The sequence below is a fragment of the Pseudomonas lurida genome (assembly GCF_002563895.1).
Classification (GTDB): Bacteria; Pseudomonadota; Gammaproteobacteria; order Pseudomonadales; family Pseudomonadaceae; genus Aquipseudomonas; species Aquipseudomonas lurida.
This window is the reverse complement of the sequence record NZ_PDJB01000001.1, coordinates 3,969,951-3,983,366: the sequence shown is the minus strand read 5'-3', so window position 1 is coordinate 3,983,366 and position 13,416 is coordinate 3,969,951. Positions and strand designations below refer to the sequence as shown.

The window sequence follows — 13,416 nt, the reverse complement described above, 5'->3', positions numbered from 1 at the left end:
GGGGGCGGGTTCGATCGTGGGATTTTTTGGCTGCATCCAAGTGAGCTATTGTTTCGCTGGATGAAATGCTGGATTGTAAATCCTGGTGATTCCAACGGACGGGGCAGCGATGGAACATGCGGGGCGTCGATACCCCTTCTTTTGGAGCCTTTCATGATCAAACTCTACGGTTTCCCGTTGTCCGGCCACTCCCACCGGGTCGAGCTGATGCTGTCCCTGCTGGGCTTGCCCTCGGAATTTGTGCTGGTCGACCTCAAGCAAGGCGCGCATAAAGCTGCTGACTTTATTGCCACGATCAACCCATTTGGCCAAGTGCCCGCCATTGATGACAACGGCGTTCTACTGGCCGACTCCACTGCGATTCTGGTCTACCTCGCCAGCACCTACGGCAACGGCCAATGGCTGCCAAGTGACCCGGTGGGCCAAGCCCGCGTGCAGCGCTGGCTCTCGGCCGCCGCCGGGCAACTCCATGCCGGGCCCGCGACTGCGCGCCTGGCCTTGGTGTTTGGTGCTGACGTCGACACTGCCGCCGCGATTACCCGTTCCCACGCCTTGCTGAAGCTGATGGAAGCGCAACTGAGCCAAAGCCGCTTCCTGGCCAGCGAGCTGCCGACCATTGCCGATGTGGCCTTCTACACCTACGTGGCCCACGCGCCCGAAGGCAATGTCTCGCTGGCCGACTACCCTCATGTGCGCGCCTGGCTCGCCAGCATCGAGGCGTTGCCGGGGTTTGTCGGCATGCCGCGTACGCCGGTGGGGTTGCGGTCGCTTTAACTGCATGGAGGCGCGCCGATGGATCGATTTCATGAAATGCAGGTGTTTGTGGCGGTGGCCGAGGAGGAGGGCTTTGCCGCCGCAGCGCGTCGCCTGAACACCTCACCTCCCAGCGTGACGCGGGCCATCGCCGCCATGGAGGAGCGCATCGGCACCCAACTGCTGGCGCGTACCACGCGCAGCCTGCACCTGACCGAAGCCGGCCAGCGCTACCTGGAAGATTGTCGGCGCATCCTGGCCGAACTCGATGAAGCCGAAGAAGCGGCGGCGGGCAGTTATTCCATCCCCTGTGGCCACCTGACAGTCACCGCGCCGGTGCTGTTTGGCGAACTGTATGTGGCGCCGGTGCTGGGGGACTACCTCGACCGGTTCCCCTTGGTGAACATCAACGCCTTGCTGGTTGACCGCGTGGTTAACATGGTCGACGAGGGCGTTGATGTGGCGGTACGTATCGGTCATCTGCACGAGCCCGGGCAGCAGGCGATCAAGGTTGGCGAGGTGCGCCGGGTGGTGTGCGCGTCACCGGCGTATCTCGACCAGCACGGGCGGCCCGGGCACCCTTCGCAATTGCGTGAGGCCAAGATTGCCACGTCGTCTTCCAGCCAGTTGGTAAGTGGCTGGGAGTTCGTCGACGACGGCCAGCCGTTGGCCGTGCCCATCGAGCCACGGCTGGTGGTCACGGCCAACAACGCCGCCATCAACCTGGCACGCCTGGGCTGGGGCATGACGCGCGTGCTGTCCTATCAGGTTGCAACCGCCGTGGCGGCGGGGGAGCTGGAGATTGTCCTCGACGCCTATGAGGCGCCGCCGCTGCCGATCCAGGTGGTGTTCCAGAAAAGTGCGCGCGTGCCTGCCAAGATCAACACCTTTGTGGATTTCCTCACCCATCGACTGGGCCAGGACGCCGCCCTCAATCCGACAATGAAACGGCGCAGTTGATGGAGCGTTATCGCGATATGCAGCTCTTCGCCGCGCTGGCAGGGCAGCCGAGCCTGGCCGCGGCGGCGCGGGCGGCGCAAGTCTCGGGGCCGACGCTGGTGCGGGCGATAGCGCGCCTGGAAGCGCGTTTGCGCATGCCGTTGCTTGAGCGCAGTACGCGGGGCGTGAGCCTCACCGACGCCGGCAGTGCGTACCTGGCTGACTGCCTGCGCCTGCTCGCCGCTGTGGAGGCTGCCGAAGCGTCGGCCAAGGGTTTGCATGTGCAAGCCCAGGGCAATCTGCGGGTGTTCCTGCCCTTGTTGTTCAGCCGCTATGTGATGGCGCCGGTATTGGCCGGCTACATGGACCGCTATCCCGACGTGCAGTTGGCAGTCCATTACCACGACTATTACCCGAACCTGCATGAAGAGGGACTGGACGTGGCGATCCTCGTCGGTGAACTGCCCGACTCGGCGTTGACTGCGCGACCGTTGGGGCACGTGCGGCACATCCTTTGCGCCAGTCCCGGCTACCTGGCTGACAACGGCGAACCCCGGCACCCCGTAGACCTCAAGCAGCACAGGCTGATCGCCGGTGCCGAACAGGTGCATTGGGATTTTCACGGCTATCAGCTCAAGGCCCGCGCACGCCTGGGCTGCACCACGGTGCAGGGGGCGATCAACGCGGCGGTGCAGGGCGCCGGGCTGATTCGCTGCTTGAGTTACCCGGTTCACGAGCATCTGCTCACCGGGCAGTTACGCCGCGTACTGCCGGACTTTGAGCTGGCGCCAGTGCCTGTGCATATGGTGTATCGCCAAGGCCGCAATGCGCCGATGCGCGTACGCAGTTTTGTCGACCACTGCCTGGCAGCCCTGCGCGAGCACCCGGCATTTCAGCTGGCGTAATAGTGGATTGCCTGGCGTGGTTATTCTCTCAATGCCTGGCAAGGCGCAGCATCGGGGCATCCACTCTGAGGTGCTCGCCATGAACCTGATCGAACAATCCCCCTGGCATGCCGGCGAACGGCACCTGCAAGCAGCGGTTGGCGTCGCCGACCGCATGGCTGTGGTCGGGCCGAAGGTGATACGTGATCACCTGCCGGAACAACATCGGGATTTCTACCCTTTGCTGCCGTATCTGGTGCTGGGCGTGGTGGACGAGCAGGGCATCCCCTGGGCGACCATGCTTGAAGGCGCCCCAGGCTTTGCGCATTCGCCGGATCCGCAAACCTTGCAGATCGACAGCCTGCCCTGCGCGAGCGACCCGGCCCGCGGCGCATTGCTCGGCGGTGCTTCCATCGGCCTGCTGGGCATCGACCTCAACACCCGCCGCCGCAATCGCATGAACGGGCGTATCGGCGCACTCGATGACGATGGCTTTTCGGTCGACGTGGTGCACACCTTCGGCAATTGCCCCAAGTACATCCAGCTGCGGCCGGTCGACGCCATCGCGCGCAAACCCGGCACGCGGGTCGAACGTTCCGACACCCTGGACGACGCGGCCCAAACCACGATTCGCAACGCCGACACGTTCTTCGTCGCCAGCTACGTCGAGGTCGACGGCCAGCGCTCGGTGGACGTTTCTCATCGGGGCGGCAACACGGGTTTTGTGCAGGTAGAAGGCAACGTGCTGACCATCCCTGACTTCGCCGGCAACCTGTTCTTCAACACCCTGGGTAATCTGCAGGTGAACCCGGTGGCGGGCCTGTTGTTCATCGATTTCGAATCGGGTGATGTGCTGCAAGTGGCCGGGCGCACTGCGTTGATTCTGGACGGCCCGCAAGTGGCCCTGTTCGAGGGTGCCCAGCGGCTATGGACGGTCACCGTGGAACAGGTGGTCCGCCGCCCGGCGGCGTTGGCGTTGCGGTGGCAGTTTGCGGAATTTTCGCCATTCAGTCTGGCGATGGGGCATTGGTAGGCTGACTCGGGCCGCAGTAGGCATTCGGGAACACCCGCTTGGTCATCACGCAGATCCAATGTGGGAGCTGGCTTGCCTGCGATGACGGCGTGTCAGCCGGCATTGCTGTCGCCTGGCACGCCGCTATCGCGGGCAAGCCCGGCTCCCACAAGGTCACTGCCCCATTGCGCCGCGTCCGGTGGTCACTCGAGCCCGATATGTTGCGGGATGTTGAACCGTCAGATTGAGCGATGCCTTTGGGTTAGGCTTGTTTTCCCACGGACAACAAGGACGCGTCATGCAGCGAAAGGTCATCAATCCCGCAACGGTATTCAACTCCCTGCAGTACGGCTTCAGCCAGGCCCTTGAAGTCCCGGAAGGCCGACGCATCCTGCTTTCCGGGCAGGTGGGCGTGGATGCGGACGAACGCACCTTCGGCCCTGGCATTGCCGAGCAGACCGCCACCGCCTTGGACAATATCGAAAAGGTCCTGGCCGAGGTCGAGGGGGACCTGTCCCATGTGATCATGCTGCGGTTGTATATCGTCGAGTCGGCCCGTGACCAGCAGGAGCCGATCGCGCAGGCGTTGCGTGAGCGTTTCCCGCACAACCCGCCGCCGTCTTCGTGGATACTCGTCAGCGGATTGTCGTTGCCGCAGTGGTTGATTGAAATTGAGGCGGAGGCGGTTATTCCACAAGTTTGACTAGCACTAAAAACCTGAAGCAAGCGGGTTTTGTGTGGCAAGCCTGCTCGTCACTGGGGACGTGGCGCCCTCTGCCCATGCGCCCCCCAGCGCCGTATACAAATTCACCTCCGCGACTAACTGCGCCAGGCGGTCGACGATCAGCGCCTGTTGCGAGCTGAACAGCGCCCGCTGTGCGTCCAGGAAGGTGAGGTTGCTATCGACACCGCTGCGGTAGCGGTGTTCGGCCAGGTCGTAATACTGCTGGTTGGCGGCCACAAAATCCTGTTGTGCCTGCAGCTGGTCGATGAAGGTCTGCCGCGCCGCCAGCCCATCGGCAACTTCCTGGAAGGCGGTCTGGATCGATTTTTCGTACTGCGCCACGCTGATGTCTTTTTGCAGCTTGGCGTAGTCGAGACTCGCGCGCAGGCTGCCGGCGTTGAAAATTGGCAGGTTGATCTGCGGCTGGAACGTCCAGCTACCCGAGCCACCCTTGAACAGGCCTGACAATTGCGTGCTGGCACTGCCGGCGTTGGCGGTGAGGCTCACGGAAGGGAAAAACGCAGCGCGTGCCGCACCGATATTGGCGTTGGCGGCGCGCAGTTGATACTCGGCCTGGAGGATGTCCGGGCGGCGTTGCAGCAGGTCCGAGGGCAGGCCCGCTGGCACGCGCGCCACCCAGTCAGCCGCGAGTGGGCGGGCGGGGAGTTTTTCATCCACCGGGCCGCCTACCAGCAGGGTCAGGTTGTTGAGGTCCTGGGCTACCTGGCGCTCGTAGCGGGCCACGCTGGCGCGGGTGCTTTCGACACTGGTGCGGGCCTGCACCACATCGAGTGCCGAGGCTTTACCCGCGGTTTTGCTGCGACGGGTGAGGCGCAGGCTGTGCTCGTTGGCCACCAGGGTTTGGCCGGCCAGGGCCAGCAGTTCCTGATCGGCGCGCCAGGTGAGATAAGCATTGGCGACATTCGCCACCAGGCTCAGTTGCGCGCTACGCCGGGCCTCTTCGGTGCCCAGGTAGGTGAGCATGGCCTGTTCGCCGAGGCTGCGTACGCGGCCAAAAAAATCCAGTTCGTAGGCGCTGACCCCCAGGGTCGCAGAGTAGCTGGAGGTGATGGCGGGCTTGCCGGTGCCGTTCACATCCCCCGGTAACCGCCGGCGTTGACCGGCCCCGGTGGCGGACACGGCCGGGAACAGATCCGCGCGCTGGATACGGTACTGCGCCTGGAACGCTTCGACGTTCAACGCCGCTACCCGCAGGTCACGGTTGTTGACCAGGGCATCGCGAATCAACTGTTGCAGCGCCGGGTCATGGAACAATGCCTGCCAGTCCGACGTGCCGGACTGCGCCAGTGCGTACACACCGTCTTGGGGATACTGTGCCGGTACCGGGGCCGGCGGCCGTTGATAGTCCGGGATCAACGAGCAACCGCTGAGCATCGATGCTATCGCCAAGGTGCACATTTTGTTCATCAGGCGCCGATCATCCATTTGGCCAGGCCATGCCGGCCACTCACGCCGAGCTTGGCAGCGGCGCGCTTGAGGTAGGTTTCGATGGAGCTGTTTTTCACGCTGAGCTTCTGCGCCATCTGCGGCACGGTGCCCCCGGTCAACAGGCCAAGGCACACCTCTTGCTCGCGTGCCGACAGGGTGATGTCGCCCAGGGACAGGCGCTTGTAGAACTCACGCTGCAATTGGGATTGCTCCAGCAAGGTGTGGGCCGGTTCGACCTCGGTATGGGGTGCCTGGCGCAGGCTTTGGGCGTGGCATTCGATCAGCGGCAGCAGGGTGTCCGACAGGCACTTGAGAAACGACAGCTCGGCCAGCGAAAACCCGCGATGGTTGGGCGGTCGATAAAACGAAATCACACAGCGTCGGTTGCCCTGGCGTGATACCAGGTTGCACTGGTGCGACGTGCCGCGAGGGTACAGGCTCTTGGCCTTGGCTTTGAGCTGGATCAGCAGCGGGTCCTGCATGCCGAGGATGTCCCGCAGCAGCGGGTGGTCGTCCATCGAGTTCAGGGTCAGGGGCGGCGGCAGGTCCTGCTTCTCGCCGGCGCTGCCCAACAGCTTGATATCGAGCACGCGGTTGCGCAGCTCGTCGAGGGTCCATTCGCTGAGGTCCACCAGGTGGATAGGTACCCACTTGTCCACCAGGTGCAGCATGTGTGCGGCAAAGTCCGCGTGGCCACTGTTGGCAATCAACTCGCCCATTTCAGCGTAGAAATTAGGGCTTTCCGTGTTGGCAATACTGCTGGTCAAACTCATAGCCATCTCATCCTTGATGTCGAAAACCGTCAACAGATTCCCTGGGCCTCTGCGGGGGCGATCCTTTGCTCACACACCAGAGTCGGTACTCGAGATTGCATTTAGCCAGGGGATTGTTCCTACGTATGTAGCGGAAACGAGGGACACAACGTGCCATAAAAACCACGTCATTAATTCGACGTTTCTGAGAGGCAATTCCGGCCAAAATAATTCAGGAAATGCCCGATAAATTAATTAAACATCTGATAAATAAAGGAAAAAAATAATTCCAAACGAGGCCGATCAAATCCGACATCGGTCAAATATAGTCAATGTCCTACACCTCTTTAATCGTTTCAGCACTGAACCCCCAGCCAAGCCTGTTTTCGCCCGGGGATGTCCGGGTTTAGGGTGACAGACAGCCCCTGGCCCCCATGCTCCAATCCGGCCCATTCGTCGTAATGGGCCTCCCTGCGCGGCCAGTGCCTGACCCCCATGAGAAGGATCTTATGAAGCATTCCACCCGCCTGCCGGCCAGCTTCCCCCTCACCGCTGCCCAACAGGACATCTGGCTCGACCAACTGCGCGTGGGCGACTCACCGCTGTACAATATCGGCGGCTATGTGGATTTCGCCGGCGCCATCGACCCCGGCCTCATGCAGCGTGCCCTCGAGCAACTGGTGGCCAAGCACGACGCCTTGCGCACGCACCTGTACAGCGATGCCGATGGCCTGCCCAGGCAGACCTTCGCCGCCACGTTGGCCGTTGACCTCGCGCTGCATGATGTTTGCGCAGTGCCCGACCCACACGCCGAAAGCCTCGCCCTGATGCAGGCGCAAATGGCGTTGCCTTTTGCAATGCAGGGCGCGCCGCTGTTCCGCTTCTTCCTGGTCAAGCTCGATACCCATCACTACCGCCTCGGCACCCAGGCCCACCACCTGATTCTCGATGGATGGGGCTTTGGCCAGATGCTGCAGTCGCTTGCCCGGCTGTACACGGACCTGGAACAAGGCCGGCCATCCGAGCCGCTGGCACCGTCCTACATCGACTTCATCGACACGGACACGCGCTATCAAGCCTCGGCCCGCTATGCCCGCGACCGGGCCTACTGGCTGGACAAATACCGGGTACTTCCGGAGCCATTGCTGACCCCACGGCACACCGCCAAGGCCCCCAGTAATACCCTGGCGCAAGCGTTTCCGGTGGCACTGCTCAACCGCATGGAGCACGTGGCCAACCGTTACCAGGCGTCGGCGTTTCATGTGTTGCTGGCGGCGATGCACGTGTATTTCACCCGCACGGCCCAGCGTCAGGACTGGGTGGTGGGGCTGCCGATTCTCAACCGTTCCAATGCGCGGTTCCGTTCTACCGTCGGGCTGTTTACCCAGGTCAGCGCGGTACGTCTGCAGTTCGATGAACAGTTGTCGTTCAGCGCCTTGGTGCGCGGGGTGCGTGACCAGCTCAAGCAGGACTTCCGCCATCAGCGTTTCCCGCTCAGCGAGATGAACCGTGAGCTGGGCCTGCGCCGCAGCGATCGCGGGCAGTTGTTCGACCTGTCGGTGTCCTTCGAGCAGGACGACCATGAACTGCGCTACGGCACCACTGAGGCCCGTGCGATCAAGGTGTCCAACCACCATGAGCCGCTGCCTTTGGCTATCCACCTGCGCAGCAACCGCTATCAGGACACTGCCTGCCTGCATTGCGTCTACAACGAAGCGTACTTCCAGCACGACGAAGTGCTCGCCCTGACGCAGCGCTTTACCTGGCTGCTGGAGCAGGGGCTGGAAGACACCACACTGAAGATCTGCGACTTTTCCCTGGTAACGCCCGCCGAAAAAGCCCAGTTGCAACACTGGAACGCTACCGCCCAGCCCAACGCGCAACCGCAAACCCTGCACGCGCGCATCGAAGGCCAGGCCGCGCGCACGCCGGACGCGGTGGCGGCGGAGCATCAGGGCCGGCAACTGACCTATGCCCAACTCAACCAGCAGGCCAACGCCCTGGCCCACCAACTGCTGGAGCGAGGGGTACAGCCGGACGACCGTGTGGTGATACTGGCGCGGCGGGGGCTGGACACGCTGGTGGGGTTGCTGGCGATTCTAAAGTCCGGTGCCTGCTACGTACCGGTTGACCCGGCTCATCCCGCCGAACGCCTGAACTACTTGCTACAGGACAGCGAGCCGGTCGTGGTGTTGACCCAGCACGAATTGGTGCAGCGCTTGCCGCCATTGGATGTGCCGGTGATTCAACTCGACCGCCCAACCTTTCACCTGGGCACCAACCCCCGCGTCTCGGTCAGCCCATCCCACCTTGCCTACGTGATCTACACCTCCGGCTCGACCGGCCTGCCCAAGGGCGTGATGGTCGAGCACCACACCGTCTCGAACCTGGTGGATTGGCACTGCCAGGCCTTCGACCTGCATGCCGGCAGCCACACGGCCAGTGTCGCCGGCTTTGGTTTTGACGCGATGGCCTGGGAAGTCTGGCCGGCGTTGTGCGTGGGCGCGACGCTGCACCTGCCGCCCGCCCATGACGGCGCCGAAGACCTCGACGCGTTGCTCGGTTGGTGGCGCAAGCAGCCGCTGGACGTGTGCTTCCTGCCGACCCCCGTGGCCGAATACGCGTTCAGCCAGGGCCTGCAACACCCGACCCTGCGCACCCTGCTGATCGGCGGCGACCGCCTGCGTTCCTTCCCCCAGGCGCAGTCTTTCGCGGTGATCAACAACTATGGCCCCACCGAAGCCACTGTGGTTGCCACCTCCGGCCGTATGCAGGTGGGCGCGCCGCTGCATATCGGCGCACCTATCGCCAATGCCTGCGTGTACGTGCTGGACGCCCAGCAACGGCCAGTGCCCATTGGTGTCGCGGGGGAGTTGTACGTCGGTGGCAAAGGTGTAGCGCGGGGTTATCTCAATCGCCCCGAACTCAGCGCCGAGCGTTTCCTCGACGACCCGTTCGCACAGGGCCGTATGTACCGCACCGGCGACCTGGTGCGCTGGCTGCCGGATGGCAACCTCGAATACCTGGGCCGCAATGACGACCAGGTGAAAATCCGTGGCGTGCGCATCGAACTGGGCGAAATCGAATCCGCCCTGGCCACTCACCCGCACGTCCAGGAAGCCGTGGTGCAGTCGCGCGAAGGGCAGTTGCTCGCCTGGTTCGTCCCGCGCGAAGCCGTGCAGGTCGAGGCCCTGCGCGCCCACCTGCAAGCCTCGTTGCCCGCCTACATGCTGCCGGCCGCCTACCAGCCACTGGAGGCGCTGCCCTTGACCGCCAACGGCAAGCTCGACCGCAAGGCGTTGCCGGCACCGGCCCAGGACGCCTTCGTCACTCGCCTGTATGAAGCGCCGCACGCTGGGGTGGAAAGCCTACTCGCGCAGATTTGGGCCGAGCTGTTGCACGTGCATCAGGTTGGGCGTCACGACCACTTCTTTGAACTCGGCGGGCATTCGCTGCTGGCGGTGCAACTGGTGCAGCGCATGCGCCAGGTCGGGCTGCGCGCCGACGTGCAGGTGCTGTTTGGCCAGCCGACCCTGGCGGCCTTGGCGGCGGCGAGTGAATACAGCGATGTAGATGAGGCGGACCTGGCCGAACTGGACCCCGCCAGCCTGGACCTGATCGCTGCCAGCATTCCCGGCGGCGCGGCCAACATACAGGACATCTACCCGTTGGCGCCGTTGCAGGAAGGGTTGCTCTTCCATCACCTCACCGATGCGCGTGATCCCTATCAACAACAGGCACTGTTCAGCTTTGCGCGGCGCGAGCAGTTGGACGCGTTCGCCCAGGCCCTGCAGCAGGTGATCAACCGCCACGACATCCTGCGTACCAGCCTGGCGTGGGAGGCCCTGGAGCAGCCCATGCAGGTAGTGTGGCGCCAGGCGCACTTGCGCGTCGAACCGCTGCGCGATGGCCATGCACCGCTGGACTTGCGCCAGGCGCCGCTGATGGCCCTGGACTATGCCGAGGAGCCGCAGCACCCACGCTGGGTTGCCCGGCTGCGTTTCCATCACTTGGTCAACGACGCCACCTCGACCACGATCCTGATGCAGGAAATTCGCGCCCACTTGCTCGGCCAACAGGCTCAACTGCCGGTGCCGGTGCCGTATCGCAATGTCGTGGTGCAAGCCCGTTCCCCGGCGCGACAGGCAGGGCATGAAGCGTTTTTCCGCGCACAGTTGGGGGATGTGGACGAGCCGACGCTGGCCTTCGCGCTGCCGGAGCGCCAGGCGGACCGCGCACAGACCGATGAGGCCGAGCGTGGGCTGAGCGACGCTCTCAATCAGCGCTTGCGGACCCAGGCGCGCGGCATGGGCGTGAGCGCCGCCAGCCTGTTCCATCTGGCCTGGGCCCAGGTGCTCAGCCGTGTCGCAGGCCGCGACGATGTGCTGTTCGGCACCGTGCTGCTCGGCCGTTTGCTGGCGGGCGAGGGCGCCGACCGGGCCTTGGGCATGTTCATCAACACGCTGCCGCTGCGGGTGCGCCTGGCCGGACGAACGGTGGCCGATGCGCTCATGCACACCCACACCCAACTTAGCGCGTTGCTTGCCCATGAACAGGCCTCCCTTGCGCTGGCCCAACGCTGCAGCAGCGCCTCGCCATTGTTCAACAGCCTGCTCAACTACCGGCATACCGACACCGAGCGCGACCTCACCCTGGTACCGGGCATTGCCTTGCTCAGCAGCGAGGACATTCTCAGCTACCCGCTGATGTTGACCGTGGACGACAGCGCCAGCGGTTTTCGCCTCAAGGCCAAGGCCCCGCGCAAGGTCGGCGCCGAGCGTTTGCTGGACTACCTCGAAACCGTGCTGATCAACCTGGCGGACGCTTTGGAGCAGGCGCCGCAACGGCCGTTGCGTGAGGTGCAGGTGCTGCCCGCCAGCGAATTGAACACCTTGCTGGTGGACTTCAACGCCACGCAAACCGACTACCCCGAGACCCTCACCGTGCAGGCGTTGTTCGAAGCCCACGCGCGGCATATCCCGCACGCCGTGGCTGTGCAGGCCGGCGCGTTGCAACTGACGTACCGCGAACTCAACGAGCGCGCCAACAGACTGGCCTTCCACCTGCGCGAACGCGGCGTACAGCCGGACGCCCGCGTGGCGCTGTGTGTCGAGCGTGGGCTGGACCTGGTGGTGGGCCTGCTGGCCATCCTCAAGGCCGGCGGCGCCTATGTGCCGCTGGACCCTGGCTACCCGCGCGAGCGCCTGGCGTACATGCTCCGCGACAGCCAACCGGTTGCGTTGCTGGTACACGCCGCGACCCGTGACGTGCCTGGCGAGGTGTCGATCCCGGTGATCGACTTCGACCACTGTGGCTGGAGCCAGGCGCCCATCGGCAATCCGCGGGTGCCGGGCTTGGGCGCCGACAACCTGGCTTACGTCATGTACACCTCAGGGTCCACCGGTACACCCAAGGGGGTGATGATCGAACATCGCGGCCTCGGCAACCTGATGCACTGGGGCTCTCGGCTGTGCCCCAATGCCGAAGGCGGCGCGCTGTTGCAACGGGCGCCGTTCAGTTTCGACGGTTCGGTGTGGGAGCTGTTCTGGCCACTCACCAACGGCATGCGCTTGGTCCTGGCGCGGCCCGATGGTCATCGCGAGCCTGCCTACCTGGCGCAGGTGATTCGCGAGCAGCAGATCACGGTGATCAAGTTTGTGCCGGCGATGCTGCAGCAGTTCCTTGAATTGGAAGAGTCGGCCCTGTGCACCAGCCTCACCGATGTGTTGTGCGGCGGCGGCGAACTCACCGAAGTCCTGGCCCGGGGTGTGCAGAAGCGCTTGCCCAAGGTGCGCCTGCATAACGTCTACGGCCCCACCGAGGCCACGGTGGACAGCAGCGCCTGGACCCTGGAACCCGGCGCGGCGGTGCCTGCGCTGCAATTGCCGATTGGGCGGGCGATCACCAACACGCGCTTGTATGTGCTGGACGAGCACGATGCACCCGTGCCGATGGGCGTGAGCGGCCAGTTGCATATCGGCGGTGTTGGGGTTGCCCGTGGTTACCTTGGGCTGGAACAGATGACGGCCGAACGTTTTATCGTCAGCCCGTTTGTGCAAGGGGATCGGCTGTACCGCACCGGTGACCTGGTGCGTTATCTGCCGGATGGCAACCTGGAGTTCCTCGGGCGCAACGACTTCCAGGTCAAACTGCGCGGCGTGCGCCTGGAGCTGGGAGAAATAGAATCACGCCTGGCGGCGCACCCGGCATTGCGTGAAGTGGCGGTGTTGATTCGCGATGAGCGCTTGGTGGCCTATTTCACCGTGCGTGCAGAGGCGCCGAGCCTGGAAGCGCTGCGCACCCATGTGTTGGCGCAATTGCCGGAGTACATGGTGCCCGCAGCCTTTGTGCAGCTTGATGCATTGCCCCTCAACCCTGCGGGCAAGCTTGATCGCAAGGCATTGCCGGAGCCGGGGTTGGAGTCGGTGGTGAGCCGTGCCTATGCAGCGCCGGTCGGGGACGTGGAAACCTTGATGGCCGGGGTCTGGGCCGAGGTGTTGAAGCTCGAACGGGTCGGGCGGCATGACCACTTCTTTGAACTGGGCGGGCATTCATTGCTGGCGGTTAACCTGGTGGCGCGGATGCGCAAGGCCGGGTTGGAGGTGGATGCGCGGATGTTGTTCAGTCATCCCACCCTGGCACAGCTGGCTGCGCAAACGGCGACGCATGTGCCGCGCGTGGAGGTCCCCCAGGCTGCGATCCCTCAGCTTAACCGCCGGCGCCGCCTCTAGGCGGTGGAACGCACCCCGTGTGGACGCCGGCTTGCCGGCGCCGCAGGGAGGTGTTCATGCTCGTCGTGTGGTGTCGATCCCGCGCCACCGTGGCAACTCTTGCGCATCAATGGATGCTGGAGGCACCGATAAGGTGCTGAAAGCATTCACCCAACTGCAGTCAAGTGCCTTA

General features: G+C 64.0%; 8 protein-coding genes. 6 read left to right on the top strand and 2 right to left on the bottom strand.

All coding sequences use genetic code 11. The features are described from left to right. The first annotated feature begins 153 nt into the window (after nt 1–153). The 5 genes from ATH90_RS17935 to ATH90_RS17915 all read left to right on the top strand — a co-directional run bounded on the left by ATH90_RS17935 (nt 154) and on the right by ATH90_RS17915 (nt 4,291). On the top strand, nt 154–774 hold the full coding sequence (locus ATH90_RS17935) for a glutathione S-transferase family protein (protein WP_098466919.1): 621 nt from the start codon (nt 154–156) through the stop codon (nt 772–774). An 18-nt stretch (nt 775–792) separates the two neighbouring features. Next, entirely contained in the window at nt 793–1,713 is a 921-nt protein-coding gene (locus ATH90_RS17930) for a LysR family transcriptional regulator (RefSeq protein WP_034107419.1), read from the top strand. After that, complete coding sequence (locus ATH90_RS17925) at nt 1,713–2,597, top strand: LysR substrate-binding domain-containing protein (RefSeq protein WP_098466918.1); 885 nt, start codon at nt 1,713–1,715, stop codon at nt 2,595–2,597. Before ATH90_RS17930 ends, ATH90_RS17925 begins: the two co-directional genes overlap by 1 nt. Nucleotides 2,598–2,676: 79 nt before the next feature. Beyond that, nucleotides 2,677–3,609: a pyridoxamine 5'-phosphate oxidase family protein gene (locus ATH90_RS17920; RefSeq protein WP_098467695.1), complete on the top strand. Its 933-nt coding sequence runs from the start codon at nt 2,677–2,679 to the stop codon at nt 3,607–3,609. Nucleotides 3,610–3,886: 277 nt separating this feature from the next. After that, a complete protein-coding gene (locus ATH90_RS17915) occupies nt 3,887–4,291 on the top strand; it encodes a RidA family protein (RefSeq protein WP_098466917.1) in 405 nt (134 codons plus the stop codon). A 6-nt stretch (nt 4,292–4,297) separates the two neighbouring features. Here ATH90_RS17915 and ATH90_RS17910 read toward each other — a convergent pair whose 3' ends face one another. Further along, complete coding sequence (locus ATH90_RS17910; protein WP_141537496.1) at nt 4,298–5,740, bottom strand: efflux transporter outer membrane subunit; 1,443 nt, start codon at nt 5,738–5,740, stop codon at nt 4,298–4,300. Continuing rightward, nucleotides 5,740–6,534, bottom strand: coding sequence for a helix-turn-helix transcriptional regulator (locus tag ATH90_RS17905; protein WP_098466916.1), 795 nt, complete (start codon nt 6,532–6,534; stop codon nt 5,740–5,742). The genes ATH90_RS17910 and ATH90_RS17905 overlap by 1 nt, the downstream gene beginning before the upstream one ends. 488 nt (nt 6,535–7,022) lie before the next feature. Between ATH90_RS17905 and ATH90_RS17900 the strand changes: the two genes are divergently transcribed. Next, nucleotides 7,023–13,244, top strand: a complete 6,222-nt coding sequence (locus tag ATH90_RS17900; RefSeq protein WP_098466915.1) for a non-ribosomal peptide synthetase — start codon at nt 7,023–7,025, stop codon at nt 13,242–13,244. Nucleotides 13,245–13,416: the final 172 nt, after the last annotated feature.

Excerpts from the sequence above, each read along its gene's own strand:
- ATH90_RS17935 (WP_098466919.1), top strand. The coding sequence starts at position 154 with ATGATCAAACTCTACGGTTTCCCGTTGTCCGGCCACTCCCACCGGGTC.
- ATH90_RS17930 (WP_034107419.1), top strand. The coding sequence starts at position 793 with ATGGATCGATTTCATGAAATGCAGGTGTTTGTGGCGGTGGCCGAGGAG.
- ATH90_RS17925 (WP_098466918.1), top strand. The coding sequence starts at position 1,713 with ATGGAGCGTTATCGCGATATGCAGCTCTTCGCCGCGCTGGCAGGGCAG.
- ATH90_RS17920 (WP_098467695.1), top strand. The coding sequence starts at position 2,677 with ATGAACCTGATCGAACAATCCCCCTGGCATGCCGGCGAACGGCACCTG.
- ATH90_RS17915 (WP_098466917.1), top strand. The coding sequence starts at position 3,887 with ATGCAGCGAAAGGTCATCAATCCCGCAACGGTATTCAACTCCCTGCAG.
- ATH90_RS17910 (WP_141537496.1), bottom strand. The coding sequence starts at position 5,740 with ATGAACAAAATGTGCACCTTGGCGATAGCATCGATGCTCAGCGGTTGC.
- ATH90_RS17905 (WP_098466916.1), bottom strand. The coding sequence starts at position 6,534 with ATGAGTTTGACCAGCAGTATTGCCAACACGGAAAGCCCTAATTTCTAC.
- ATH90_RS17900 (WP_098466915.1), top strand. The coding sequence starts at position 7,023 with ATGAAGCATTCCACCCGCCTGCCGGCCAGCTTCCCCCTCACCGCTGCC.